Source organism: Erythrobacter dokdonensis DSW-74 (assembly GCF_001677335.1).
GTDB classification, from domain to species: Bacteria; Pseudomonadota; Alphaproteobacteria; order Sphingomonadales; family Sphingomonadaceae; genus Erythrobacter; species Erythrobacter dokdonensis.
Genome location: NZ_LZYB01000001.1, coordinates 151,552 through 177,247, shown reverse-complemented (window position 1 = coordinate 177,247; position 25,696 = coordinate 151,552). Strand labels below are relative to the sequence as shown.

The window sequence follows — 25,696 nt, the reverse complement described above, 5'->3', positions numbered from 1 at the left end:
CAGCAATTGCTTGCGGAATGAAGTCGCATCCGGCACCGCACCGGTCATGACGGACATTCCCTTCGACGCGATCGGCTTCGACCTTGACGGCACCCTGCTCGATACCTTCCGCGATCTGGGCGCGGCGGTGAACCATGCGCTGGTGCTGGGCGGGTTCAGCGAGGTGTCGATCGAAAGCTCGAAAGACCTGATCGGCGGCGGGGCCAAGATCATGCTGGCGCGCGCGGTGGAGGCGCAAGGCGGCCTGCCGGAGGACGAATTCCGGCGGCTCTACAAGGCGATGCTCGGCTATTACGAGGCGAACAACGCCGTCCACACCGCTCCCTACCCCGGCGTGCGCGAGGTGCTGGCGACGCTGGCCGACAGCGGCGTGCGCATGGCGGTGGTCACCAACAAGTTCGAAGCCTTCGCGCGCAATGTGCTGACCCAGCTCGACCTGATCGACGCCTTTGAAACCGTGATCGGGGGGGATTCGATGGGCAAGGGCGAGGACGGCCAGTTTCTCGCCAAGCCCCACCCCGCACCGGTGCTGGCCGCGCGAGAGGCGACCGGTGACGGGCTCTTCGTGTTCATCGGCGATTCGACCTATGATGTGCGCGCCGCGCGCGGGGCCGGGGTTCCGGTGGTGGCGGCCGCCTATGGCTATTGCGACCGCCCGCCGCACGAATTGGGTGCCGATGCGGTGATCGATTCGTTTGCGGGGCTGATTCCGGCCCTGAATGCGCTTGGCGCAGCCAACTGACCTTACGGCATCCCGCGCCTTACAGTTCCACTGTTGCAAGCCGCTTCCGAAAGTGCCACGCAGCGCCCGCAATCGGGTTTACGCGGGCGTAAAGCATAGCCATGCCCGCACTTCGAGAAGACAGGAGAGACACGCATGAGCATCGATTTCAAGGACAAGGTTGCCATCGTCACCGGCGCCGGCGGGGGTCTGGGCAAGGCATACGCGCTCGAACTGGCGCGGCGCGGTGCAAAGGTTGTCGTCAATGACCTTGGCGGCGCGCGTGACGGCACCGGCACCTCGGATGCGGCAGCGCAGGTCGTCGCCGAAATCGAGGCGATGGGCGGCGAGGCGATCGCCAATGGCGCGTCGGTCACCGAATACGAGCAGATGGAAAAGATGGTCGCCGACGCCAAGCAGAAGTGGGGCGGCGTCCATGTTCTCATCAACAACGCGGGCGTGCTGCGCGACAAGACCTTCGCCAAGATGGAGCCGGCCGACTTCGAATTCGTCGTCAAGGTGCACCTCACCGGTTCGGCCTTCGCTACCAAGGCGTGCTGGGAAACTTTCCGCGAGCAGGGCTATGGCCGCATCCTGATGACGGCGTCCTCGACCGGCCTGTTCGGCAATTTCGGCCAGGCGAACTACGGCGCGGCGAAGCTGGGTCTGGCGGGCCTTACCAAGACGCTGGCGCTTGAAGGCGCGAAGTATAACGTGCGCGTCAACACGCTCTCGCCGGTCGCCGGCACCCGCATGACCGAAGACCTCTTCCCGGAAGAAGCCTTCAAGCTGTTCGCGCCCGAAAACGTCGTCCCAGCCGCGCTGTTCCTGGTCAGCGAAGACGCACCGACCAACGCCATCGTCGGCGCGGGTGCGGGCGGTTACCACTCCTCGTGGACGGTGATGAACGATGCCGTGTGGCTGCCGGAAGGCGAGCGCACCGTCGAAGGCTTCGCCGCTCACTGGGAGGAAATCAATTCCTTCACCAACCTCATCGCCCCGCAGTCGGGCAGCGAGCAGTCGGCCAACATCCTCAAGGCGATGCAGAAGGTCACCGGCACCGGCCCTTCGAGTGCGCGAGGATAAGCAGATCTGCCTTGATCTGGCTGAGGCCCGTCCCTGCAAGGGGGCGGGCCTTTGCTTTTGTAGGGCCTAGTCGACCGCCTTGAGCAGCCGCCGTTCCATCGGGGCCAGCACATTCGCGAGGTCGTGGCCGCGCTTCAGGACCTGTCCGTGTTCGCCGAAGAGCGTCCACATGCCCTGCCTTGAGCGCAGTGCGGGGCGCTTCTCCAGCCGTGCCTGGGGGCGTTCGGCAGCGCGGCGGAAGGCAGCGAAGGTCGCGGCATTGCGGTCGAAACTCATGGCATAGTCGCGCCATTCGCCGGCGGCGACCATCCGCCCGTAGAGATCGAGAATGCGCATCAGCTCCGCGCGCTCGAACCCGACCTGCTGCGCCCCGCCGCGCGGGAAGGCTACAACTTGCCCGGCAATTCCCGGGATCTGTCCGCTATTCTTCAATCTTCCGTCCCGCTCTTGAGCGGCAGTTCTTCCTGCGCCGCTGCGGCGCGATCGGCCAGCAGCGCCTTCATCTCGGCCAGTTCGGCCTTCACCATGACCAGTTCAGCCTCGAGCTTTTCCACGCAGTCGCGCCGCGGGCGGCCCTCGTCATCGCAGGGCGGATCATCGCAGGGCGTGCCATAGGGAATGAATTCGCGCAGCCATTGATCGGCCGGAACCAGAGTCGAACGGGCCTTCAAACCGACCATCGTCGCACCCGCAGGCACGTCCTCCGTAACGACCGCATTGGCCCCCACCCGCGCACGCTCGCCGACCACGATCGGACCGATGATCTGCGCTCCCGAGCCGATGATGACATTGTCCATCAGCGTGGGATGCCGCTTGCCGCCCTTGCCGCTGGTGGGATTGGTGCCGCCCAGCGTAACACATTGGTAGATCGTGACATTGTCTCCGATCTCGGCGGTTTCTCCGATCACGGTGAAGCCGTGGTCGATGAAGAAGTTCTTGCCGATCCGCGCGCCCGGATGAATGTCTATCGCCGTCAGCAGGCGCGACAGGTGGTTCACGAAACGCGCGAGGAAATAGAGCTTCGCCTCGAACAGCCAGTGCGCGACGCGATGGAAGCCCAACGCCAAGACGCCCGGATAAAGCAGGATTTCCCAGCGCGAACGCGGTGCAGGATCGCGCGCGCGCACCGAGTCCAGATAGCTGATCAGGCGTTCGAACATCGTCCCCTAAATCCCACCAAATGCCGCGCGATGCAACTCGTGCGGGGTCACAGCAGGCGCTGCTGCTCTGGCCCGTGCAGCGCCTCGAGCGCTGCGCGCCACACTGACATGGTGGCAGGCGACTGGCGTTCAAGGGAGATGCGGTCGATGGTCGCCACCAGCGCCTCGATCCCGGCAAAGCTGCGCGTGGTGCGCGGCACGAGATAGTCGGTCGCGCCGTCGGGCAAGGACAGGCCGCGTGCCTCGGCATGGGCATGGATCAGGTCGGCAGCCATGGCATCGTCGGGCGCGCCGATTTCAAGGTGGAGCGATCCGCCGATGCGCGAGGCGAGGTCGGGGAGCGCAATGCGCCGGCCACCATGATCTCGATCGGTATTGATGACCAGCAGCAACGCCCCGCCTTCCCTGACCCCGCCCTGCTGCACGGCGTTCCAGCGGTGGAAGAGTTCGGTCTCGTCCACATGTTCCGCATCATCAATGACCTCAAGCCGTTCCGCCCCGGCCAGCCCCTGCGCCCAACGCGCCAGCATGGACTTGCCTGAACGCGGCGGGCCGGTCAGCACAGCGACATGGAACGGCCAGCGCTCGGACGACTGGAGCGCCTCGATCACATGGGCGTTGGCATGGCCGACAACGATCCTGAGTACTCCGGAGGGGGATGGCACCGCTAGCGGGAGAGCGATCTGCGAGGGGGAATTGCGGCTCATGCCCGGCTCCGCCGTGCCTCAGCGGCTGATGGCGAGCGCGTTCGCTCCCCGCCGCACCGCAAAGCCCCGCCCTTCGAGTGCCGCGGCGAGTTCCTCCAGCGTGCCGGCATAGCTGACGCTCATGACCGAGGTACCGCCGATCGCCGTGCTGGTCACGCCAAGGCCGCGTACGCCGGCGACTGAGCGTACCGCGCCAAGCGCGCCATCGAAGGCGCCCGCATCGGGAGTGGCGAACTGGACCACGATTGAACGCACCGCTGCCTCGGCCGTATCGCCCCCGGTGACCGGCTGTATTTCGGTCCCTGGAAGATTGCCCGCAGCCGCAGCTGCAGCCTCGGCCGCCGCGCGCTCGCGTACGGCGCGGCCGATGGCGATAAGCCGCTCTATCGCAGGATCAATATCGCCCGCTCCGCCAAGTCGAAGGGTCGGATCGGGCCTGAGCTTTCCGCTTTCGAGTGCCGCGATGAAGATCGCATCCATCCGCTCGACCGCACGCACAAGCATTGCCGGAACCTCGTCCGGACCTTCTGCCTTGAGGGTAAAGCTCTCCAGCACGTGGCTGTCGGGCCCATAGCGGGCGGTAAAGGTCGCGCTGACCGGACCGCCGGGAAACTGGTGGTCGAGCCGCGCGAAGGCCATCAAGGCGTCCGCCGCGCCATACTGGTCCAATGTGCTGCGCCACCAGGCGCGGCTGTGCCGTCCGGTCTGGCCGAAATTGACCAGCAGCGAATCGCCCCCTGCCCCGCTCGGACGGACATAGTCGATCCGGCTGGTGCCGGGATTGAACTCGGCCCAGGCGCGCTGCCAGGCATTGCGCTGTTCGAAGGTGGTGTAGGTCCCGCCGCTGACTTCGACGGGGATAAGCAGCATGGGGGCCGAGCGTGCGGCCTGCTGCCCGCCGCCAAGATAACCGCTGGCGCGCTGGCGATCGAAAATCACGCCAAGCGTCGCGATGTAGCGCCGCGGGCCAAGTCTTTCGCGCTGGATCACAACAGCCGACACAAGCCCGTCGAGCTGGCTATCGGAAATCCTGGGGCCGTTGATTTTCTCCCACGCCTTGCGCTGCGCCTCGCGCCAGCCCTTGGCGCGGGCTTCCTCGGGGCTGTTTGCGGTGACATCGACCGCAATGCCCCGGACCTCGATATCGGCGCTAGCCGCGGTGGGCGCTATGCCGCGCTCGCCAGCGACCTGCGCCACCAGCGCATAGCCGCCGCCCAGAAGGGCCAACGCCAGCGCGATGCCGCCCAACTGGCGCAGCATCACCCGGGACAGGGCCGCATCATGGCGGGGAAGGGAAAGAGACGCGCTCATCGGGGAAAATCGCGCGCCTTTTGCCCAATGGCGAGTGGAATTCCAAGCGCGAAAGGCTAAAGCGGCGTGCATGACTACGGGGAAAAACCAGAGCGGCGCGCCTGAGGCGACCGGCTACACCTATGCCGATGCCGGCGTTTCGATCGATGCGGGCAACCGTCTGGTCAAGGCCATCGCCCCGCTGGCGAAGGCCACCGCGCGCGCCGGCGCGACGAGCGAGCTGGGAGGGTTCGGCGGTTTTTTCGACCCCAAGGCGGCCGGATACACCGATCCGCTGCTGGTTGCCGCCAATGACGGAGTCGGCACCAAGCTGAAGCTGGCGATAGAGCATGACCGGCATGACACGGTGGGCATCGATCTTGTCGCGATGTGCGTCAACGACCTGATCGTGCAGGGCGCCGAGCCGCTGTTCTTCCTCGACTATTTCGCGACCGGCAAGCTGGAGAATGGCGTTGCGGAACGCGTGATTGCGGGCATCGCGGAAGGCTGCAAGATGGCCGGCTGCGCGCTGATCGGCGGCGAGACGGCGGAAATGCCGGGGATGTATGCGGCCGGTGACTATGACCTGGCAGGCTTCTGCGTCGGCGCGGTGGAGCGCGGCGAACAGCTGACGGGCGACAAGGTCGCGGCCGGCGACGTGCTGCTGGGCCTCGCCTCGTCTGGCGTCCATTCCAACGGTTATTCGCTGGTGCGCAGGCTGGCGGAAGACAAGGGCTGGAAGATGAACCGCCCTGCCCTGTTCGATCAGGAACAATTGCTGATCGATGCGCTGATCGAGCCGACCCGCATTTACGTGGCTAGCCTGCTGCCGCTGATCCGAGAAGGCCACATCAACGCGCTGGCCCACATCACCGGCGGCGGGCTGCTCGAAAACATCCCGCGCATCCTGCCGGACGGCACCCATGCCCATGTCGATGCCGACCTGTGGCCGCAGCCGCGGCTGATGGCTTTCCTGCAGGCGCAAGGGAATATCGAGCCCGAGGAAATGGCACGCACCTTCAATTGCGGCGTGGGCATGGTGCTGGCAGTGGCGGCGGACAAGGCCGCCGATGTCACCGAGCGCCTCCAAGCGGCGGGCGAAAACGTCTTTCCGGTTGGCCGGATCGAGAGCGGCGACAAGGGCTGCACCGTGCGCGGCAGCATCGAGACATGGGCGGCCAAGAGCGACTGGAGCGCGACGCATCTTGGCTGAAAAGGCCCGCATCGCCATCCTCATTTCCGGCGCGGGCACCAATATGGCCGCGCTGCTCTATGCCAGCCGGTTGGATGCAAGCCCCTACGAGGTGGTGCTGGTGGCCAGCAATGATCCGGCCGCCCCCGGTCTCGCGCTAGCCGAACTGGAAGGCGTCCCGACCTTCGCACTGTCGCACAAGGGCCTGACCCGCGCGGATCACGACGCAGCGATGGAAACCGCCGTGCAGGAAGCGGGGGCGGATCACATCGTGCTGGCCGGCTATATGCGCATCCTTTCGGACGGCTTCGTGGAGCGCTGGGCAGGCCGGATGCTCAACATCCATCCCTCGCTGCTGCCCAAGTACAAGGGACTGGATACTTTTGCCCGCGCTATCGAAGCGGGGGACAGCCATGCGGGCGCGAGCGTGCATCTGGTCACGCCGGAGCTCGACGCAGGGGAAGTGCTGGCGCAGGCCCGCGTCGCCATTGCGCCCGATGACACGCCCGCCAGTCTTGCCGAGCGGGTGCGCTTTGCCGAACATCAGCTCTACCCGCGCGCCGTGGCCGACTATGTGTCGCGCTGGCGTGATCCGGCCGCGCTGCTCGCGCGTGTGCGCGCACTCGCGCTTGCCCTCCCCGAAACCGACGAGCGTGAGAGCCACGGCAGCCCCGGCTTCCGCGTCGGCGGCGAGAAATCGGGCAAGTTCTTTGCCTATTTTGCCGATCAGCATCACGGGACGCCGCATATCGCGCTGTTGGCGCGCACCGGCGGGATGGACGAGTTGCTCAACCTCGTCGAGAGCCAGCCGGAAATCTACTTCAAGCCGGCATATTACGGCGCAAGCGGGTGGGTGGGGATCATCCTCAACCACCCGGGCGTCGACTGGGACGAGGTCGCCGCATGGCTCCAGCGCAGCTGGCGCAACGTCGCGCCGAGGCGCCTCACAAGGCTGATGGACGCGGCGGACGAATTCTGATGGCTCCGGTACGCGACCATCTGCTGGCGCGCGGGGCGCTCGCACAACGAACGAACGATTTTCTGGGCAAGGCGTGGGACAGGGGATGGTTGCCCCCGCCCGACCTTGATCCGGACGCATTGTGGTCACTCGCGGCCAAGGCCCGCGGTGCAACCGCCGGTGCCGCCGAGCATGGCGGGCGCAGCGCCGAAGACGTGGCCGATTTCCGCGAGCGGCTGGAAAGGATGGTCACAGCGATAGAAGCCGAGGCCGATCTGATTCCGCTGGGCCGCACAATGGCCTGGGGCCAGCTTTCGCGGGTGGTGAAGAACCGCCTCGCCTTCGGGGCGCTGTGGCTGGACAAACCCGAGTTACTCGAAACGCCGCTCGCCGCGCCGATTATCATCATCGGCCACATGCGCAGCGGCACCACCCGGATCCACAAGCTGCTCGCCGCCGATCCGGCTTTCTCGCACACCCGCTACTGCGATGCCTATCATCCCGTGCCCTCTCGCTTCGGAATGAACCGGGTCAAGAGCGCGCTCGAACTGGCGCTGCTGGGCCTGCTCAATCCGTGGATGCAATCGATCCACCCCATGGCTCCGGCCGAAGTCGAGGAGGAACTGGCGTGGATTTCGGCAGCGCTGCACCATTCGATCTACGAATCGCAGTGGCAGATTCCGTCATTCTCGGCATGGAGCGAGGCGCGCGATCCTGCGCCGATCTACCGCGAATTCAGGCGCATGCTCCAGACCGATGCGGCGCATCGCCGGCTTGCCGACAAGCCGAGGGTACTGAAAGTGCCCGCCTTTGCAGAGGACCTTGACACGATCCTTTCCCTCTTCCCCGATGCAAGGCTGGTGCTGGCCCTGCGCGATCGGGATGCGGTGCTCAGGAGCGCGGTCAGCCTCGCGGCCAACCAGATGGCGGTGCAGTCTGACAGTTGCCAGCTCGACGACATCGAAGCACGCTGGCGGCACAAGATTTCGCTGCGTGAAGAACGGATCGCGGCAGCTCTCGCGAACTGGAAGGGTCCAGTGGCGCGGGCCTCGTTTGACGATCTCAATGCCGACTGGGAAGGCGTCATGCGGCGCTGCTATACCGACCTCGGCCTGACCTTGTCGTCCGAGGCTCTTGGTGCCATGCGCAGGACGATGGCCGCGAGTGCGGATGGCCACCACCATGCACACGCCGCCCAATTGGCGCGCTTTTCCGAGGTAAGGTGAGGCGCAAAGCAAAAGGGCCGCCCCTCGCAGGACGGCCCCTTGCATCGCGTCAAAGCCGGAAAATCAGCCGACGATTTCTTCGTCGCTGAAGAAGAAGGCGATTTCGATCGCGGCGTTTTCTTCGCTGTCCGAACCGTGGACGGTGTTCTCGCCGATCGACAGCGCCAGTTCCTTGCGGATCGTTCCCGGCGCCGCGTCGGCCGGGTTGGTCGCGCCCATCACTTCGCGGTTGCGGGCGACGGCGTCTTCGCCTTCGAGCACCTGCACCACCACCGGCTCGCTCATCATGAATTCGACCAGCTCACCGAAGAAGGGGCGGTCCTTGTGCACCGCGTAGAAGCCTTCGGCCTGTTCGCGGGTCATGTGGATGCGCTTGGAAGCGACGACGCGCAGGCCGGCGTCTTCCAGCATCTTCGTGACCGCGCCGGTCAGGTTGCGGCGGGTGGCATCGGGCTTGATGATCGAAAAGGTGCGGGTGACCGCCATGATAATGCTCCTGTGAACGTCTTTTTATGAGAGGGGGATATTGGCCGCGCCCCGTAGATGGTGCGGTGCAAAATGGCAAGCGTGTGCGAACGGGCGAGCCCGAAGGCCGTCCCGCAGGAGCGCTTAAGGCAGACTTCAGCCCTTCTTGCTACCGATGATCAGTTGTCCCGTGGTGGCGTCGCCTTCATTGACGCTGGCGGTGACCGACAAGGTCGAGCCGTCGCTCTTGCGCTCTCCGGCGATCATCAGGCTGCCGTTCATGTTGGCATCGATCTGGATCGCGAATCCCGCATCCGTCGCTTCCTTGCGGAAATGGGCGATGACCCTGTCAGCGGCGTCCCCCGTCTCGAACATCACCATCGTCCCCTGTCCGTCCGGCTGGTTTACAACCGTATTGGTGATGACCTTCGCACCGGGATAGAGGCTGAAGCCCTCCGGCAAGTCGACCGGGACATCCGCGCCTGATCGCAAGGTGGCAGTGCCGTTCTCGCTCTCGATTGTCATCGAGGTCTCGCCGCTGTCCTTGTCGATGGTGTATTCGGCAGTCTTGCCTTCCTCGGTGGTGAATTCACCCGAGGTTTCCGAACCGCAAGCCGCCAGCGTCAGAGCCGCGCCGCTTGCCAGAACCAGTGCCAGCTTACGCATAGTGTTCCCCTCCCTGTTCCTGCCGCAACATCTCCTATCGGCGGTCCTGCGGCAAGACCTCAAGCCTTCTTGACCCAGCGCCCGTTTTCCTGCGCGAAGTAGGAGCGGGTGATATCTTCCCGGCCGTCCTGCGCCCGCCAGGCAGCCCGCGCTTGCGGTGCAGCTTCAGGTGCAAACAACAGGAACACCCGCGCAAACCCTTCGCTCTCCCGGAACCGGCCATCGGCGATGACCAGATGAGTCGCGCCGTTAGGGGCGGCAAGATCAGCCGATAGCAGGATCGGCTGGCGATCGGCCCCGGGGCTATCTGCCGCGCCGTTGGCGAGAAAGCTGTCGGGTCCGGCCTCCCACAGCGCCCGTGCGATCGCGGTGCGCTGTTCGGTGTCCCCAGCGACCACCAGCAGCCGCTCACCCTCGCCCAGCACGCGCCGGGCGATGAGGGCGACGACCTTTTCGACCGGATCATCGGTCACCTGCCAGAAATCGAGCTTCACGCGGTGGCACCTCTTGAGCGGCGGCAGCGGTCGGAACAATATTTCACATTGTCCCAGTCCCGCTCCCACTTCTTGCGCCATGTGAAAGGCAGCCCGCAAGCGAGGCAGGTCTTGGTGGGAAGGTCGCCTTTCTTGCGCATCTTTGGCATCTTTGCTGGCCTATCGCCCCGCTACTTGAGGCCTGCCCACCCTACCGCTTCGCTACTTGAGGCCCAAAACGCGGCTCAGCCTTCCACGACATCCCGCACGAACTGGTCGAGCAGGCGCACGCCATAACCGGTCGCGCCCTTGTCCCATGTATGGCCGGGCTTGTTCGACCAGACCATGCCAGCGATATCGAGATGCGCCCAAGGCGTGCCATCCTTGATGAAGCGCTTGAGGAACTGCGCCGCCGTGATCGAGCCGGCCTCGCGCGGGCCGACATTCTTGATGTCGGCGACGGGCGAATCGATCATCTTGTCGTAATTGGCGCCCAGCGGCATGCGCCACAGCTTGTCACCGGTGGCCTTGCCCGCCGCATCGAGCTGGGCAGCGAGCGTATCGTCATTGGCGAACATCCCGCCGTATTCGTTGCCGAGGCTGATAATCATCGCGCCTGTGAGCGTGGCGAGATCGACGATCCGTGCGGGATCATACTGCTCCTGCGCCCAGTGCAGCGCATCACACAGCACCAGCCGACCTTCCGCATCGGTATTGAGCACCTCGACCGTCTGGCCGCTCATGGTGGTGACAATGTCGCCGGGACGCTGCGCCTTGCCGTCGGGCATGTTCTCGACGAGGCCCATCACGCCGATCACGTTCGCTTTGGCCTTGCGGCTGGCGAGCGCCAGCATCGCGCCCGCAACAGCGCCCGCGCCGCCCATGTCCCACTTCATGTCTTCCATGCCCGGCGGGGGCTTCAGCGAGATGCCGCCGGTATCGAATGTGACGCCCTTGCCGACGAAAACCGTCGGGTGTTCGTCCGCCGCACCGCCGTTCCAGCGGATCGCGAGCAGCTTCGATTCGCGCTCGGAGCCCTTGCCCACACCCAGCAGCGCGCCCATGCCGAGCGCTTCCATTTCCGCCTCGCCCAGCACGGTGATGCCGACACCGGTACCGGCAAAGGCTTCCTCGCAGGCCGCGACGAAGCTGGCGGGGTAGATCACGTTGGCGGGTTCGGTGACAAGCGTGCGGGCAAACTCGACCCCCTTGGCGAGCGCTGCCTCGCGCTCCCACGCGGTCTCCGTGCCCTCGGGGGCTCCGACGACGTGCACGGTTTCAAGGGTAGGACGCTTGTCGGCGGCGAGCCTGGTGCGATACTTGTCGTGCCGCCAGCCGCGCAGGCGCAGACCGAGCAGTACGGCGGCAGCATCCTCGGCCGAAAGCCCGGCCTGCCCGAGATCAAGCACCATCGCCGCTTCGCCGGAAACCAGATACCTGGAGGTCAGCGCCGCGCCGGCGCGTTCGAGGTTGAGGCGGCGATCATCCGCGCCGGTTTCGCCGGCACCGGCCAGAGCCACACGGCGCAGCGCCCCATCGACGCTCGCAAAACCTTCGAACACCTGCCCGGTCCGGCCGCCGAAGCGCGCGGCCGCCGCCCCCTGTTCAAGCGCCTGATCAAGCCCGCCAAGGCTCGCGCCCTGGTTCACGATGCGGGCATGAAGGCGAATGGTGGCGGAAGGTGTGGCGGTGAAGTGGATTTGCATGGGGTCTCCGCGAGCAAGGGATCGGGGCCGTAAAGAAGCGGACTGGGCCTGCCGTCAGGGGCGCGCACATGGCCGCAAACGCGATTGCGATTAGGCGCGAGCGGTGCAATAGGCAAGGCCATGTCGGGAGGCTTGATGAACGGATCGCGCAAGGCTGCGCGCCTTGCCTTGCGCTTCCCGGCGCAAGGACCCTCCACGCGTGCCGTTCTCGCCCTTGCGCTACTGGCTGCGCCGGCATCCCTTGCCGCGCAGGAACCGCCCGCCACGGTCGAAGCTTCCGCGGAGCAGGCCGGCCCCGTGATCGATTTCGAGGCCGAGCAACTCAGCTACGATAAGGAGACCGACACAGTTACCGCTCGCGGCAATGTGATCCTGCGTTCGGACGACCGTTCGGTTCGTGCCGACGAGGTCACATGGGACCGCGGTTCGGGCAGGATCATCGCCACCGGCAATATCAGGCTGGTGGATGAGGCGGGCAACCAGCTGTTCACCGACCAGGTGGAACTGACCGAAACCTTCGAGGCCGGCGCCATGTCCGAACTTCTGGTGGCACTGCGGGCCGGGGGACGGCTGGCGGCGCGCTCGGCAACGCGCGGCGAGGACGGGATCGCGCTCTTGACCGACGCAGCCTACACCGCCTGCGCGGTCACGGACGCCGAAGGGTGCGCAAAGAATCCCAGCTGGCGCATTACCGCCGACAAGGTCAGCTTTGACCAGAAGGCCAGCCGGGTGCGTTTTACCGGCGCAATGCTGGAGCTGTTCGGTGCGCGCATCCTTCCGCTGCCCGGCCTTGCGCTGCGCACCGACGGGAAGGCGGAAAGCGGCTTTCTCGTCCCCGATTTCCGGGTCAGCAATGTCAACGGGCTTGAGGTAAGCGGGGAATATTACTGGCGGCTGGCCGACAACCGCGACCTGACGCTGGGGGCCTATGTCTTTTCCGGCGTCGCCCCTATGGCGAGCGCCAAGTGGCGGCACCTTACCGACAAGGGGGCCTACCAGATCTCGGGCTACCTCACCGCCAGTGACAGGCTGACCGACTTCACGGGCGCGCAAGGGTTCCAGAACGAACTGCGCGGCTATATTGAAGGCAACGGGCGCTTCCAGTTCTCGCCCGAATGGAGCCTCACCAGCTCGATCCGTCTGGCTTCCGACCGGACCTTCCTGCGCCGCTACGATCTCAGCCGCGACGACCGGCTGCGTTCGACCATCAATCTCGAGCGGATTACCGACAAGTCCTATTTCTCTCTGGCGGGCTGGGCGACGCAAACGCTCAGGCTGAATGCGGACCAGGGGCAGATCCCGCTTGCCCTGCCCGCACTCGACTATCGCCAGATCGTTGCCGATCCGCTTCTGGGCGGCGGTATCGAGTTCCAGGTCAACAGCCTCGCGCTGCTGCGCAACGACGGGCAGGATACCCAGCGCGCCTTTGCCGGGGCCAAGTGGGACCTGCGACGCCTGACCGGAATGGGGCAGGTTGTCACGCTGACCGCGCTAGTGCGCGGCGACATCTACAACACTGACAACATCCTTGCGACCAGCACGCCCAGCTATCGCGGCACCGAAGGCTGGACCACCCGAGGCATCGCAACTGCCGCGCTTGACATAGAATGGCCCTTCGTGGGCGAGGCCTTCGGCGGAACGCAGGTGCTCAAGCCCCGCCTGCAAATCGTGGCAAGCCCGCGTTTGCGCAATCTCGATGTGCCCAACGAGGATGCGCGCGCCATCGACCTTGAGGATTCGAACCTGTTCGCACTCAACCGCTTCCCCGGCTACGACCGGGTCGAGGACGGAACGCGCGTGACCTGGGGGGTGGACTGGGAATTGCAGCGTCCGGGCTGGCGGGTATCGACCACGATCGGCCAATCCTATCGCTTCGACGATCCCCAGGAACAGATCTTTCCGGTCGGGACCGGCTTGTCGGAGCGTGTCTCGGACTTTGTCGGACGCACCCAGATCCGGTATCGCGATTATCTCAATCTCACCCACCGATTCCGGCTCGACAAGGACAACCTCGCGGTGCGCCGCAACGAGATCGACGCGACCATCGGATCGCGCCGGACCTATGTCGAAGTCGGCTACCTCAGATTGAACCGCGACATCCAGACGGTCGAGGATCTGCGCGACCGCGAGGAACTGCGGGTCGCCGCACGCCTGGCGATCCGGCGCCGCTGGTCGGTGTTCGGCTCGGGCGTGTTCAACCTTACCGATGCCACGGAGGATCCGATATTCCAGCCCGACGGATTCGAACCGATCCGCACTAGGCTCGGGATTGCCTATGCCGATGACTGTATCGAATTCGGCGCGACCTGGCGGCGCGACTTCATCGACGCGGGCGATGCGCGGCGCGGCAATGCCTTCCAGTTGTTCTTCGCGCTGCGCAACCTCGGGTTCCGATAGCGGCGGTGCGAATTGGCAGGGCGCCTGAAACGGGCTAAGGGGCCTTGCGCAGTGGTGGCAGAGCGATGGGGGACTCAGCTTCCATTCAGCCGCCATGCAGCAACTGCACAGCGCCATGCGTGAGGGGTCGCGCATAACCATATATAAAGGCGGGAATGAACGAGTGAGAATGAAGCTGCTTTCGAACAAGACCGGACGCAAAGCGAAACGCGGCGCGATTCTGGCGGGCTTGACGGCGCTCGCGCTGCTGCCTGTGGCTGCGCCCGCGCAAACTGTCGCCGTGCCGACCGCCGAGAACCCGTTTGGCTTGCCCGAGGACGTGACCATCTTCGGCAAGGCCGATCCCGACCGGCGCACCGCGACGGCTGTGGTAAACGGATATGTCATCACCGGCACCGACATCGATCAGCGTGTGGCACTGGTCACCGCCGCCTCGGAGGCTCCGATTGCCGACGAGGAGCTGCTGCGCCTGCGGGTGCAGGTTCTGCGCAACCTGATCGATGAAACGCTCAAGGTTCAGGCCGCCGAGCAAATCGAGCTCAAGGTCACAAGCGAGGAAGTGGAGCAGACCTACCAGCAGCTCGCCGCGCAGAACTTCGGCACCCAGCCGGAAAAGATGGATGAATATCTGCTCTCGATCGGTTCCTCTCCGGCCTCGCTCAAGCGGCAGATCGAAGGTGAAATCGCTTGGGAGAACCTGCTCCGGCGCAACATCATTCCCTTTGTCAATGTCTCGGCCGAAGAAGTGAATGACGTGATCGAGCGTCTGAATGAAGCCAAGGGAACAGACGAATACCGGCTCGGGGAAATCTACCTTTCGGCCACGACCGAGAACCGCGCCACCGTGCTCGCCAATGCGCAGGCCATCATGCAGCAGTTGCAGCAGGGCGGCAGCTTCGTCGCCTATGCCCGCCAGTTTTCCGAAGCCTCCACGGCGGTGGTCGGCGGTGATCTGGGCTGGGTCCGGCTCGGCCAGCTTCCTCCGCCACTCGCCGCAGCCGCCCGGCAGATGCAGGCAGGGCAGCTGCGCGGACCGATCGAAATTCCGGGCGGCTTTTCGATCATCTACCTCATCAACAAGCGCCAGGTGCTGATGGCCGATCCCAATGAGGCGGTGCTGAGCCTCAAACAGATCTCGATCGCCTTCTCACCCGACGTCTCGGATGCCGCAGCCGAGGCCAAGGTCAACCAATTCGCCGATTTCGTGCAATCGCTGCGCGGCTGCGGCGACGTCGAAGCCGGAGCGGCGGCAATCGGGGCACAGGTCGTCTCCAACGACCAGCTCAAGGCCGCCAACCTGCCAGAGCAGTTGCGTTCGATTGTGCTCAACCTGCAGATCGGCCAGACGACGCCGCTGTTCGGCGGGGTCGAGGAAGGCGTGCGCGTGCTCATGCTGTGCGGACGCGACGATCCCGAAGATGCGGGCGCGCCGACCTTTGCCGCAGTAATGGACCAGATCGAGCAGGAGCGGATCAACAAGCGCGCCCAGCGTTATCTGCGCGACCTGCGCAACGACGCCTATATCGAATACAATTGAGCGCACTTCCTGCTCCCCTCGCCATATCGCTGGGCGATCCGGCGGGCTTAGGCCCGGAGGTCATCCTCGGCGCATGGGCACGGCTCAGATCGGATAACCGCGCGCCGCCGGCATTCGTTGTCGGCGGCCCGTCAGTGCTGGGCCATGTTGCCGAGATGCTGGGTATCGATTTTCCGCTGGTGCCGATTGCCGAGCCGGACGAGGCCCTGTTTGCCAGCGCGGCGGGCCTGCCGGTGATGGCCGGACTGGATGCCGCATGGACACCGGGTGCCGCAACACGTGACGGCGCGCGACTGGCGCTCGCCTCATTGCAATGGGCAACCAGATTCACGCTTTCCGGCATCACGTCGGGCCTCGTCACCGCACCTGTCGCCAAGAGCGCATTGGCCGCGATCGGCTGGGACTATCCCGGACAGACCGAGTTTCTCGCCGATGCCTGCGGTCAGCCCTATCGCGATGCGGTGATGATGCTCGCTGGCCCGTCCTTGCGCACTGTCCCGTTGACCGTTCACATGGCGCTGGCCGAAGTGCCCGCCGCACTGACGAGCGAATTGATCATGCACAAGGCGCGGATCGTAGCTGCCGGCCTCGCGAGGGACTGCGGGATTGCGGCGCCGCGGCTCGCAATTGCCGCGCTCAATCCCCACGCGGGCGAGGGCGGGAAGTTCGGCGATGAGGAAACGCGCATCATCGCGCCAGCCATCGCCGCCTTGCGGGCCGAGGGAATCGACGCTTTCGGCCCGGTCCCCGGCGACGCGCTTTTCACCCCCCGAATGCGCGCGACCTATGACGCCGCGCTGGCCATGTATCACGATCAGGCGCTGATCCCGATCAAGGCACTGGAAGTCGACGAGGGCGTGAATGTCACGCTCGGCCTGCCCATTATCCGAACCTCGCCCGATCACGGCACCGGCTTCGACATCGCCGGCAAGGGGCTGGCCGATCCCGGAGCGATGGCCGCGGCGATCGTGATGGCGGCCGAGATGGCAGCGGCGCGTGGTTGACCTCCCCCCCATCCGCGACGTCATCCAGCGTCACGGCCTGTCGGCCTCCAAGGCGCTGGGGCAGAACTTCCTGCTCGACGAACAATTGCTCGCTCGCATTGCCGCTCTGCCGGGCGATCTTGCGGGAGAGAAGGTGCTGGAGGTCGGGCCGGGCCCCGGCGGGCTGACGCGGGCGCTGCTGCGCGCGGGCGCGAAGGTGACCGCGATCGAGATGGACCGCCGCTGTCTCCCTGCGCTGGCCGAACTGGGCGAGGCCTTTCCGGGCCAGCTCACCGTGATCGAAGGCGACGCGCTCAGGCTCGATCATGGCGCGCTGATGGAGGGCGAGCCGTTTCACGTGCTCTCCAACCTGCCCTATAATGTCGGCACCGCGCTGTTCGTGAAGTGGCTCGGCGGCGAGGCATGGCCGCCGCAATGGCGCTCGCTGACGCTGATGTTCCAGCGCGAGGTGGCCGACCGGATCGTCGCCAGCGCCGGAGCGGACGCCTATGGCCGCTTGGCGGTGCTCGGCCAGTGGCGCAGCGAGGCCCGCCTCGCGATGAAGGTCCACCGCAGCGCCTTCACCCCGCCGCCCAAGGTGATGAGCGCGATCGTCCACGTGACCCCCGCCGCCATGCCCGAGGGCGTATCCGCGCGGATGCTCGAACGCCTCACCGAAGCCGCCTTCGGCCAGCGCCGCAAGATGCTGCGCCAGAGCCTCAAGAGCGTTCCCGGCGCGCTGGAGGCGTTGGCGGCGCTGGGGATCGACGAAACCCGCCGCGCGGAGACGGTGAGTGTGGCGGAGTTTGTTTCGGTGGCGCGGGCGCTGGGCCCCGTCTGAAGAGGCTCAGAATCCGAGCGCGCCGTAGCAGAAGTAAATCACCACAGGCGCCGCCACGGCGGTAGCGGCCAAGGCGCTGGCCCTGCGGGCGCGATCGGGCTCTTCGCGCTCGTGATGGCCGGCAGCCCGCCAAGCAAACCACAGCGCCGTGAGCGCCATACATCCGGAAAATGCCCAGAACAGCACCGCAAGCTGGGCATCGAACCCGCTGCCCTTTTCCAGCAGCCCGAGGCTACCAAGACCGATCCCGAGAGGCGCGATGATCGCGACGGCCACCACCAGCCCTCCCAGCGCGGCAAGCGGGCTGAGGGAGAACAGGATGAACCCCGCCAGAACGGCCAGATAGGCGCGGAAGGATGCTCTGGTCATGCCCCCGGTCTCGCTAGGCGCGCTGGAGTCCGCGGACCAGATCGGCGCGCTGGAGCATCAGTGCCAGAATGTCGGAATGCTCCGCCGCCCATTCCATCACGTTGGCGAACATCACGATCTCTATGCCGTCGACGCCCTCCATCTGGATGCCGAACGCCCGGTCGCTGAAATCCCACGCGGCGGGCTCGATCGTCATCCGGTCGAACGGCAGAAACAGATCGCGGCACCCGTATCTGAACGGCGGGACGATGGTGAGGCTCAGCCCGTCATGATGCACGCCAACCATGACCGGGGGGTGGCGATTCGACTTGAGATCGCCGGACAAGTGGCCCCAGCGAAATCCCGGCTGGGATATCCGCAGCATTCCGGCAAGCTTGCGAGTTTTGGTCTCGCGCGGCTCGATGGCGGCATAAAGCAATTCATATTCGCGCCAGCGCGAATTGCTGGCGTGGATGATGTAGAACGCAAGACCACCGAAAAAGGCGAGGCTGACCATACTGATGATGGTCAGATAAACCTGATCGATGATTCCGCCCATGCTGCCTTCTCCGGCTATCGGATCATGAATCATCCGAAGCCGAAAAGGATAATGCAAACGGGTAGATAAAGTGTTTACCCCGCCTTCTTGCGCAACCTCCATGCGTGCAGCAGCGGCTCGGTATAGCCGCTCGGCTGCTCCACGCCCTTGAAGATCAGGTCCCTCGCCGCGCTGAAGGCCGCGCCGTTCTCGTTGCCGGTGAGCGGTTCGTAGAGCGGATCCCCTGCGTTCTGGGCATCGACCTTGGCGGCCATGCGGGTGAGCGAGTCCATCACCTGGCCTTCCGAAATGACCCCGTGGAGCAGCCAGTTGGCGATATGCTGCGAGGAAATGCGCAGCGTCGCGCGGTCTTCCATCAGGCCCACGTCATTGATGTCGGGCACCTTGGAACAGCCCACGCCCTGATCGATCCAGCGCACGACATAGCCCAGCAGGCCCTGACAGTTGTTGTCGAGCTCCTCGCGGATCTCCTCTTCCGACCAGTTCGCGCCCTCGGCCAGCGGGATCGCAAGCAGCGCGTCGAGGCCGGCGGGATCGGGCAGGTCTTTCTGCACATCGAACACGTTGAGCTGGTGATAATGCAGCACGTGGAGCGTCGCGGCGGTAGGGGACGGCACCCATGCGGTGTTCGCGCCCGCCTTCAGGTGGCCGATCTTCTCGACCATCATCTGGCCCATCAGATCGGGCGCGGCCCACATGCCCTTGCCGATCTGCGCCTTGCCCGAGAGGCCGTGCTTGAGGCCGATGGCGACATTGCGCGCCTCGTAGGCGCGGAGCCAGTCCGAACCCTTCATCGCGCCTTTCCGCAACATCGGTCCGGCCCGCATCGAGGTGTGGATTTCGTCCCCGGTACGATCGAGGAAGCCGGTGTTGATGAACACGATCCGGTCCTTCACCGCATGGATGCAAGCGGCGAGGTTGGCCGAGGTGCGGCGCTCCTCGTCCATCACGCCAACCTTGATCGTGTGGCGCGGAAGCTGAAGCAGATCCTCAACCGCGTCGAACAGGCCATTGGTAAAGAGGCATTCTTCCGGCCCGTGCATCTTGGGCTTGACGATATAGATCGAACCGCAGCGCGAATTGCCGAACCTGCCGTGCCCTTCCACATCGAGTGTGCTGATCGCCGAGGTGAAGACCGCGTCCATGATGCCTTCGGGGATTTCGCTGCCATCGGGCAGGCGGATCGCCGGGTTGGTCATGAGGTGGCCGACATTGCGCACGAACATCAGGCTGCGTCCCGGCAGGCTGTGGGCCGCGCCGGAGGCGTCCTTGTAGCTCTTGTCGCCATTGAGGGTGCGCGTAAGGGTGCGTCCGCCCTTCTCGAAGCTTTCCTGCAAATCGCCGCGGATGATGCCGAGCCAGTTGGTATAGGCAAGCAGCTTGTCCTCGGCATCGACCGCTGCCACCGAATCCTCGCAATCCGCGATGGTGGTCAGCGCGGCCTCGACCATGATGTCGGCAATGCCGGCCTTGTCCGAGGCGCCGACCGGGGTAGAACGGTCGAACACCACCTCGATATGCAGGCCGTTATTGCGGAACAGCAGACCTTTTTCGGTAAAGCCGACCCATTGGCTTTCGTCCTGCAGTTTGCCGTCATGCTCGTCCTTGAGATCGGCCCAGCTCTGGTCGACCAGCGGCAGAGCCTGGTCGAGGAACTCGCGCCCGCGCGCAATCACCGCGCTGCCTCGCTCCTCGTCATAGCCGCCGGGACGCGCAGCAGGCGCGTCGAGAACATCGGTGCCATAGAAAGCATCGTACAGGCTGCCCCAGCGCGCATTCGCCGCATTGAGCAGGAAGCGGGCGTTGAGAATCGGTACCACCAGTTGCGGACCGGCCATGGTCGCGATCTCGGGATCGACGTTTTGGGTGCCGATGGTGAAGTCACCAGGCTCGGGCACAAGGTAACCAATTTCTGTCAGAAATGCCTTGTAAGCTTCTGGATCGTGATGTTTTCCGGCGCGCTCAATGTGCCATCCATCGATCGCCGCCTGCAATTGTTCGCGCTTAGCCAGCAGCGCTCGGTTACGCGGGACGAAGTCGGCCAGCAACGCGGCGAAGCCCTCCCAGAAGGCACCTGCATCGCGCCCCAGCGGGGCCAGAACCTTGCCTTCAAGGAAGCTCGCCAGCCGGGAATCGATGGCAAGGCCGGCACGGGTAGTCATTTCAGTCATGCGTGTCCTCTTGGGCTCCGGTGATGCGGGTCCTGGGGAGGAGGACAATGGTCGAATCCGGCGCGCGCTATGGCGCACAGCAGGATGGATTGCAACGGGTTGGCCCCGCACGCGCGGGCGGCTAGAGGTGGAAGGCCATGACTGCAATAACCAGCCTTTCCGCCATCGATGCGGCCGCCATGCTGGCGCAGGTGCGGGCATGGAGCGCAATCAACACCGGTACCGCAAACCTTGCGGGTCTTGCCGAGCAGGCAGCCGCGCTGGCCGAAGCGTTTGCGGCGCTGCCCGGCGCGGTCGAACTGGTCGATCCCGCTCCAGTCACGGCGATTGCCGCAGACGGCAGTCCCTTCGACAAGCCGCACGGGCAGCATCTTGTGGTGCGCGTGCGCCCCGAGGCAAACCGGCGGATCCTGCTGACCGGCCACATGGATACGGTGTTCCCGGCCGATCACGCCTTCCAGCACCAGCGCTGGCTTGACGACGATACCCTGAACGGCCCCGGCGTTGCCGACATGAAGGGCGGGATAGCAGTTATGCTTCATGCGCTGATGGCCTTCGAACAAAGCGCCAGCGCATCGGCGCTGGGCTATGACGTGCTGATCAATTCCGACGAGGAGACCGGATCGCTCGCCAGCGCCGCACTGATCACCGAGCTGGCTGCGGGCAAGCTCGCCGCGCTGACCTATGAACCCGCGGCCCTGCCTGATGGCACGTTGGCCCACGAGCGGGGCGGAACCGGAAACTACTCGATTACCTTTACCGGAAGGAGCGCCCACGCCGGGCGCAACCCGCAAGAGGGTCGCAACGCGATTGTCGCGGCGGCCGATCTGATCCTGCGACTGAAGGCGCTGGAAAGCGACGAGCTGACGATCAACCCCGCAAAGCTCGAAGGCGGCGCGGCCAATAACGTCGTGCCCGATCACGCCGTGCTGCGTTTCAATATCCGTCCGAAAACGGCCGAGGCTGGCGCTGCCTTTGACCAGACCCTCAGTTACTTGCTGGCCGAGGTTGAGGCTACGCACGAAGTTTCCACCCACCGCCACGGCGGCGTAACCCGCCCGCCCAAGCCGGTCGATGCCCGGGCACAGAAGCTGTTCGATCTGGTGCGCGAATGCGGCGCCGAGCTCGGGCAGGACATCCGCTGGCAATCAACCGGCGGAGTGTGCGATGGCAACAACATCGCCGCCTGCGGCGTTCCCGTGGTTGATACCATGGGCGTATGCGGCGGCGCGATCCATAGTCCGAACGAATATCTGATCGTCCCCAGCCTCGCGACCCGCGCCGCCCTTTCCGCACGCGTGATCGAGCGTCTGGCACAAGGAGCCCTCAATTGACCTTCCGCCTGCGCGCCGCACGCGCCTCCGATCTCGAGGCGCTTTATGAAATGGCCAAGCTGACCGGGGGCGGGTTCACCAACCTGCCGCCCGACCGCGGCGCGCTAAGGGCCAAGCTGGAACGTGCCGAGGCAGCCTTCGCCAATGACGCCGACACCTTGTCCGACGAGCAGTTCGTGCTCGTACTCGAGAACGCCCGCAGCGGCGCGGTGCGCGGCACCTGCCAGTTGATGACCAAGGTCGGCCAGCGCTGGCCGTTCTACTCCTACCGCCTCAACACGCTCACCCAGTACTCGCAGGAACTCGACCGCACGGTGCGCGCCGAAATCCTCAGCCTCGTCACCGATCTTGAAGGTTCAAGCGAGGTAGGCGGCTTGTTCCTCCATCCCAACGAGCGTGCCGGGGGACTCGGCCTGTTGCTCGCCCGGTCGCGTTACATGTTCGTTGCGATGCATCGCAGGCGATTCGCTGACCGCATCATTGCGGAATTGCGCGGTATTATTGACGAGCGCGGGGGCTCGCCTTTCTGGGAGGGTGTCGCGGGCCGCTTTTTCGGGATGAACTTCCAGGACGCGGACTATTTCAACGCCATCAACGGCAACCAGTTCATTGCCGACCTCATGCCCAAGCATCCGGTCTATGTCGCCATGCTGAGCGAGGATGCGCGCAGCGTGATCGGGGTGCCGCATCCCACGGGGCGGGCAGCCATGCGGATGCTGGAAAACGAAGGCTTCCGCTACGAAGGCTATGTCGACATCTTCGACGGCGGGCCGACGATGGTGGCGCATACGGACAATGTCACCAGCGTGACGAGCTGCAACCAGGCACAGGTCACCGGGCTCGATGTCGCCGAGGGCGAGCGGGCTATTCTGGCGACGGGGCGGCTCGGCAGCTTTCGCGCCTGTTTTGGCGCGCGGGTGCTAGACGGCGAAGGCGGCATCGCGATCGATTCGGCCAGCGCCGACCTGCTCGACGTGCGCGAGGGCGATCTGGTGTGGAGCGTGACGCGGTAACCTGACCTGCAACCCGTTCCGGCTGAGTGTCCTCCGGCACAGCGGGATCAAGAAAAAACAGCCGCAGGGCGTTCGCCCACCTGCGGTTCCGACAGGCTCAGGGCGAACGGAGTTCAGACTTTGCTCACCGAAATCAATTTTGACGGGATCGTCGGCCCCAGCCACAACTATGCCGGCCTCAGCCTCGGCAATATCGCCAGCGCAAGCCATGCGGGCGATCCCTCCTACCCGCGGGCGGCGGCCTTGCAGGGCGTGGCGAAGATGCGCGGCAATCTCGCGCGGCTCGGCGTGCAGGGCTTCCTGCTGCCCCTGCCCCGCCCCAACGGCGCGCTGCAGGCCGCGCTGGCGCTTGACGGCAGCGAGCCGCCGCAGCTGCGTGCCGCACCGTGGTCGGCCTCGTCGATGTGGACTGCCAATGCCGCGACCGTCTCGCCCGCTCCCGATACTGCCGACGGGCGCTGCCACCTGACGCCCGCGAACCTCGTCACCATGCTCCACCGCGCGCAGGAATGGCCCGATACAAAGCGCCAGCTGGCCATCGCTTTCGCCGACACGAGCCATTTCGCCATCCATGATGCCGTTCCCCCGACCTTCGGCGATGAAGGCGCCGCCAATCACATGCGGTTATGCGAGGCACATGACGCGCCCGGCGTCGAAGTGTTTGTCTATGGCCGCACAGGAGGGCGTTTCCCGGCGCGCCAGCACGAACAGGCCAGCCGCCTTGTTGCCCGCGCCCACGGTCTCGATCCGGCGCGCACCGTGTTCATCGAGCAGAACCCCGAAGCAATTGCAGCGGGCGCCTTCCACAATGACGTGGTGGCGGTCGCCAATGGCCCGGTGCTGTTCACCCATTCCGATGCCTTTGCCGACCAGCAGGGTGCCTATGATGCGATCCGCGCGGTGTTTCCCGCGCTTGAGGTGGTCGAGGTACACTCCTCGAAAGTCAGTCTCGCGGAAGCGATCCGCACCTATCTCTTCAACGCCCAGCTGCTGACGCTGCCCTCCGGCGAGATGGCGCTGATCGTGCCCGAGGAATGCCGCGAAAGTCCCAGCGTATGGAGCTATTGCGAGGCCTTGATGGATTCGAACGGCCCGATCCGGCATGTGATCCCCGTCGATGTGCGACAGTCGATGGCCAATGGCGGCGGTCCGGCGTGCCTGCGCCTGCGCGTGGTGTGCGATCCGGCAAGGGTCGATCCGCGCTTCCTGCTCGACCCGGCCAAGGCCGATCTCATCGAAAGCGTCATCAGCCGCCACTGGCCTGAACAGATCGACCCTTCCGATCTCGGCTCGGAAACGTTGGAGGGCAGCGTGATCGCGGCGCGGCTTGCCCTGCTGGAGGCGCTCGATCTGGGACAGCTTGGTTAATGCATTTGCCGACTCGGACGCGATGGGTTTAGGGTTACCATTCTGTAAAGACGGTGCCCGCAGGGTGCCGAGACCGACCCCGGGAGAGCTCATGCTGCGCAAGATCGGTAGGCTGTTCGTGATCAAGACCCGGTTCGAGGCGTTCCTGATCATCTACGCTCTTGCTCTGGGTTCGACCGCCCGCGGCAGCGCCTATCTGGAACAGTTTCCCGGCGTCGGGGGGCAGTTGCTGTTCCTTGCCACCACCGGCGCGGTATTTCTGGCAGGGGCCAAGATGCTCGACTGCATCCGGCTGGAAAAGGAAGTGGCCGAATTGCGGGCGCGCGTTCCCGAAGACCGCGCCGATTGACCGGGCGCGGTGCCGGACTAACCGCCAAGCCCTTCAAGAGGCCCGTCGAGGATCGGGTTACCCTCGTCATCATAACGGGGCAGCATCACCAGATCATCGGCATGGCCAAGCATCAGCGTGACCTGCTTGTAACGCCGATCGCGGCGCGCGCCGGCAAATAGGACATCGAGCCGGGGCGTACCGCGCACCACGATCCGGCGGTTGCGGAACATCGCCTTTAGCGCGGCAAGCGAGGGCTTTATGAAGTCGCGGGTCCGGTCACCTTCGACAATGATGGCATCATCGCGCGCGATGGGCGCGTCGGACCCATCCGCGGGATCCGGCGCTTGCGGCACATTGAGAAGATCGAACAGGGTGCGCTCGTCCATCTCGATCAGGATGTTGTTGCGGTCCGAGATCGGACTCTGGTCGAGATGCGGCATCCCGAAGTCGAGTTCGGTCATGTCGTAAAGGTTGGGGGACTGCTGAAGCAGCAGATACTTGTCGCCGCGCACCGCCACATCGCCAATGTCGATAACCACCGCCATGTCCGGGGCCTCTCCCGGCGGCAGCTTGCGGGCCGTGCGCAGCAATTGCCGGGGCTGGAGGCACCCGACTTCGCAGATCGCACGCATCCGTTCGAGATAGGCCTCGCGGTTCTCGGAAGCAGCGGCAGGAGCAGCAGGAGAAACCATCACGGCGGCGATGCACCACCCGGTCAGAACGAGCAATCGGCGCAAGGCGACCTCCGATGCAGCATCAAGGGTGGGGGATTCTGTTGATAGGCTCCCCCGGGCCCCCGGAATCCGTTCTGGTGACCGGTCGGTCCAACCGCGCTCTAGGCTTTGTAAATTCAGGCCGTTAGGCCGTCACATTACGCAGCGAGAGCAAGTGCTTCGTTGTCGTTGGCACTTATGGTTTTGAGCCTTTAACGGGTTACTCAGCCCGGGCGAAAACACTGCCTTTCAACACACGTCGATCCTGGTTCGGCCCCATCAGGAGTTGCGGCCAGCCTTTGCAAGAGGCCGCCGCTTCTGGTGGAGCCGCCGGGTACTGCCCCCGGGTCCGTTGTGCCTATTGCACAGCACCATTTATCGCCATAGTCGGTTTCCCGACGCTGCCGATATAGCGAGCCAATCCTGAATGTGAAGTGTATCCCCCTCCTGC

General features: G+C 65.1%; 26 protein-coding genes and 1 other RNA gene. 13 read left to right on the top strand and 14 right to left on the bottom strand.

What is annotated here, in order from left to right; translation table 11 throughout:
• The first annotated feature begins 46 nt into the window (after nucleotides 1-46).
• Both I603_RS00900 and I603_RS00895 read left to right on the top strand, forming a co-directional pair.
• Nucleotides 47-742, top strand: coding sequence for an HAD-IA family hydrolase (locus I603_RS00900; RefSeq protein WP_068861942.1), 696 nt, complete (start codon nucleotides 47-49; stop codon nucleotides 740-742).
• A 135-nt stretch (nucleotides 743-877) separates the two neighbouring features.
• Nucleotides 878-1,807 (top strand): SDR family NAD(P)-dependent oxidoreductase, encoded by a 930-nt coding sequence (locus I603_RS00895; RefSeq protein ID WP_068861941.1) that lies wholly within the window; start codon nucleotides 878-880, stop codon nucleotides 1,805-1,807.
• Nucleotides 1,808-1,873: 66 nt separating this feature from the next.
• Here the strand turns inward: I603_RS00895 and I603_RS00890 are convergent, their stop codons facing one another.
• From I603_RS00890 to I603_RS00875, 4 genes are read right to left on the bottom strand one after another with little or no spacing between them, the layout of a single operon-like run.
• Complete coding sequence (locus tag I603_RS00890; protein WP_084439742.1) at nucleotides 1,874-2,239, bottom strand: DUF2794 domain-containing protein; 366 nt, start codon at nucleotides 2,237-2,239, stop codon at nucleotides 1,874-1,876.
• Nucleotides 2,236-2,967, bottom strand: coding sequence for a serine O-acetyltransferase EpsC (gene epsC, locus I603_RS00885; protein ID WP_068861940.1), 732 nt, complete (start codon nucleotides 2,965-2,967; stop codon nucleotides 2,236-2,238). Before epsC ends, I603_RS00890 begins: the two co-directional genes overlap by 4 nt.
• A 47-nt stretch (nucleotides 2,968-3,014) precedes the next feature.
• Nucleotides 3,015-3,674, bottom strand: coding sequence for an HdaA/DnaA family protein (locus tag I603_RS00880; RefSeq protein WP_068861939.1), 660 nt, complete (start codon nucleotides 3,672-3,674; stop codon nucleotides 3,015-3,017).
• Nucleotides 3,675-3,692: 18 nt separating this feature from the next.
• Complete coding sequence (locus I603_RS00875; RefSeq protein WP_232305205.1) at nucleotides 3,693-4,934, bottom strand: heavy-metal-associated domain-containing protein; 1,242 nt, start codon at nucleotides 4,932-4,934, stop codon at nucleotides 3,693-3,695.
• 121 nt (nucleotides 4,935-5,055) lie between these two features.
• Between I603_RS00875 and purM the strand changes: the two genes are divergently transcribed.
• The 3 genes from purM to I603_RS00860 are packed head-to-tail and all read left to right on the top strand — an operon-like array spanning nucleotide 5,056 to nucleotide 8,340.
• A complete protein-coding gene (gene purM, locus I603_RS00870; RefSeq protein ID WP_068861937.1) occupies nucleotides 5,056-6,177 on the top strand; it encodes a phosphoribosylformylglycinamidine cyclo-ligase in 1,122 nt (373 codons plus the stop codon).
• Nucleotides 6,170-7,135, top strand: a complete 966-nt coding sequence (gene purN / locus I603_RS00865) for a phosphoribosylglycinamide formyltransferase (RefSeq protein ID WP_084439740.1) — start codon at nucleotides 6,170-6,172, stop codon at nucleotides 7,133-7,135. Before purM ends, purN begins: the two co-directional genes overlap by 8 nt.
• Nucleotides 7,135-8,340 (top strand): sulfotransferase family protein, encoded by a 1,206-nt coding sequence (locus I603_RS00860; protein ID WP_068861936.1) that lies wholly within the window; start codon nucleotides 7,135-7,137, stop codon nucleotides 8,338-8,340. The genes purN and I603_RS00860 overlap by 1 nt, the downstream gene beginning before the upstream one ends.
• Before the next feature lie 63 nt (nucleotides 8,341-8,403).
• Here I603_RS00860 and ndk read toward each other — a convergent pair whose 3' ends face one another.
• From ndk to I603_RS00840, 5 genes are all read right to left on the bottom strand, one after another.
• Nucleotides 8,404-8,826 (bottom strand): nucleoside-diphosphate kinase, encoded by a 423-nt coding sequence (gene ndk, locus I603_RS00855; RefSeq protein WP_068861935.1) that lies wholly within the window; start codon nucleotides 8,824-8,826, stop codon nucleotides 8,404-8,406.
• A 135-nt stretch (nucleotides 8,827-8,961) separates the two neighbouring features.
• On the bottom strand, nucleotides 8,962-9,471 hold the full coding sequence (locus tag I603_RS00850; protein WP_068861934.1) for a hypothetical protein: 510 nt from the start codon (nucleotides 9,469-9,471) through the stop codon (nucleotides 8,962-8,964).
• 59 nt (nucleotides 9,472-9,530) lie between these two features.
• Nucleotides 9,531-9,965: a DNA polymerase III subunit chi gene (locus I603_RS00845; RefSeq protein ID WP_068862472.1), complete on the bottom strand. Its 435-nt coding sequence runs from the start codon at nucleotides 9,963-9,965 to the stop codon at nucleotides 9,531-9,533.
• Complete coding sequence (locus tag I603_RS14200; RefSeq protein ID WP_084439738.1) at nucleotides 9,962-10,114, bottom strand: DUF2256 domain-containing protein; 153 nt, start codon at nucleotides 10,112-10,114, stop codon at nucleotides 9,962-9,964. Before I603_RS14200 ends, I603_RS00845 begins: the two co-directional genes overlap by 4 nt.
• Nucleotides 10,115-10,189: 75 nt before the next feature.
• Entirely contained in the window at nucleotides 10,190-11,650 is a 1,461-nt protein-coding gene (locus I603_RS00840) for a leucyl aminopeptidase (protein WP_068861933.1), read from the bottom strand.
• A gap of 120 nt (nucleotides 11,651-11,770) precedes the next feature.
• Here I603_RS00840 and I603_RS00835 point away from each other — a divergent pair, with 120 nt between their 5' ends.
• From I603_RS00835 to rsmA, 4 genes are all read left to right on the top strand, one after another.
• Nucleotides 11,771-14,047 carry an LPS-assembly protein LptD gene (locus I603_RS00835; RefSeq protein WP_068861932.1) on the top strand — a complete coding sequence of 759 codons (2,277 nt, stop codon included), beginning with the start codon at nucleotides 11,771-11,773 and terminating at the stop codon, nucleotides 14,045-14,047.
• A gap of 169 nt (nucleotides 14,048-14,216) precedes the next feature.
• On the top strand, nucleotides 14,217-15,584 hold the full coding sequence (locus I603_RS00830) for a peptidylprolyl isomerase (protein WP_068861931.1): 1,368 nt from the start codon (nucleotides 14,217-14,219) through the stop codon (nucleotides 15,582-15,584).
• On the top strand, nucleotides 15,581-16,588 hold the full coding sequence (pdxA, locus tag I603_RS00825; protein WP_068861930.1) for a 4-hydroxythreonine-4-phosphate dehydrogenase PdxA: 1,008 nt from the start codon (nucleotides 15,581-15,583) through the stop codon (nucleotides 16,586-16,588). Before I603_RS00830 ends, pdxA begins: the two co-directional genes overlap by 4 nt.
• Nucleotides 16,581-17,408 (top strand): 16S rRNA (adenine(1518)-N(6)/adenine(1519)-N(6))-dimethyltransferase RsmA, encoded by an 828-nt coding sequence (gene rsmA / locus I603_RS00820; protein ID WP_068861929.1) that lies wholly within the window; start codon nucleotides 16,581-16,583, stop codon nucleotides 17,406-17,408. The genes pdxA and rsmA overlap by 8 nt, the downstream gene beginning before the upstream one ends.
• A 6-nt stretch (nucleotides 17,409-17,414) precedes the next feature.
• On the opposite strand, the gene I603_RS00815 is transcribed toward rsmA, so the two are convergent.
• From I603_RS00815 to I603_RS00805, 3 genes are all read right to left on the bottom strand, one after another.
• Nucleotides 17,415-17,777 carry a hypothetical protein gene (locus I603_RS00815; protein WP_068861928.1) on the bottom strand — a complete coding sequence of 121 codons (363 nt, stop codon included), beginning with the start codon at nucleotides 17,775-17,777 and terminating at the stop codon, nucleotides 17,415-17,417.
• Nucleotides 17,778-17,790: 13 nt separating this feature from the next.
• A complete protein-coding gene (locus tag I603_RS00810; protein ID WP_143736722.1) occupies nucleotides 17,791-18,315 on the bottom strand; it encodes a hypothetical protein in 525 nt (174 codons plus the stop codon).
• Between the two features lie 74 nt (nucleotides 18,316-18,389).
• On the bottom strand, nucleotides 18,390-20,486 hold the full coding sequence (locus I603_RS00805) for a malate synthase G (RefSeq protein WP_068861926.1): 2,097 nt from the start codon (nucleotides 20,484-20,486) through the stop codon (nucleotides 18,390-18,392).
• Between the two features lie 137 nt (nucleotides 20,487-20,623).
• Between I603_RS00805 and I603_RS00800 the strand changes: the two genes are divergently transcribed.
• The 4 genes from I603_RS00800 (at nucleotide 20,624) to I603_RS00785 (ending at nucleotide 24,550) form a co-directional block, all read left to right on the top strand.
• The gene (locus I603_RS00800; protein WP_068861925.1) at nucleotides 20,624-21,820 is read left to right on the top strand and encodes a hydrolase; all 1,197 of its coding nucleotides are present in this window, start codon (nucleotides 20,624-20,626) and stop codon (nucleotides 21,818-21,820) included.
• Nucleotides 21,817-22,833 carry an arginine N-succinyltransferase gene (locus I603_RS00795; protein ID WP_068861924.1) on the top strand — a complete coding sequence of 339 codons (1,017 nt, stop codon included), beginning with the start codon at nucleotides 21,817-21,819 and terminating at the stop codon, nucleotides 22,831-22,833. The genes I603_RS00800 and I603_RS00795 overlap by 4 nt, the downstream gene beginning before the upstream one ends.
• A gap of 120 nt (nucleotides 22,834-22,953) precedes the next feature.
• A complete protein-coding gene (locus I603_RS00790; RefSeq protein ID WP_068861923.1) occupies nucleotides 22,954-24,201 on the top strand; it encodes an N-succinylarginine dihydrolase in 1,248 nt (415 codons plus the stop codon).
• Nucleotides 24,202-24,292: 91 nt separating this feature from the next.
• Entirely contained in the window at nucleotides 24,293-24,550 is a 258-nt protein-coding gene (locus tag I603_RS00785; RefSeq protein ID WP_068861922.1) for a hypothetical protein, read from the top strand.
• A gap of 17 nt (nucleotides 24,551-24,567) precedes the next feature.
• Here the strand turns inward: I603_RS00785 and I603_RS00780 are convergent, their stop codons facing one another.
• Nucleotides 24,568-25,224, bottom strand: a complete 657-nt coding sequence (locus I603_RS00780) for a hypothetical protein (protein ID WP_068861921.1) — start codon at nucleotides 25,222-25,224, stop codon at nucleotides 24,568-24,570.
• A 105-nt stretch (nucleotides 25,225-25,329) separates the two neighbouring features.
• Nucleotides 25,330-25,683: a transfer-messenger RNA gene (gene ssrA / locus I603_RS00775) on the bottom strand.
• Nucleotides 25,684-25,696 lie beyond the last annotated feature (13 nt).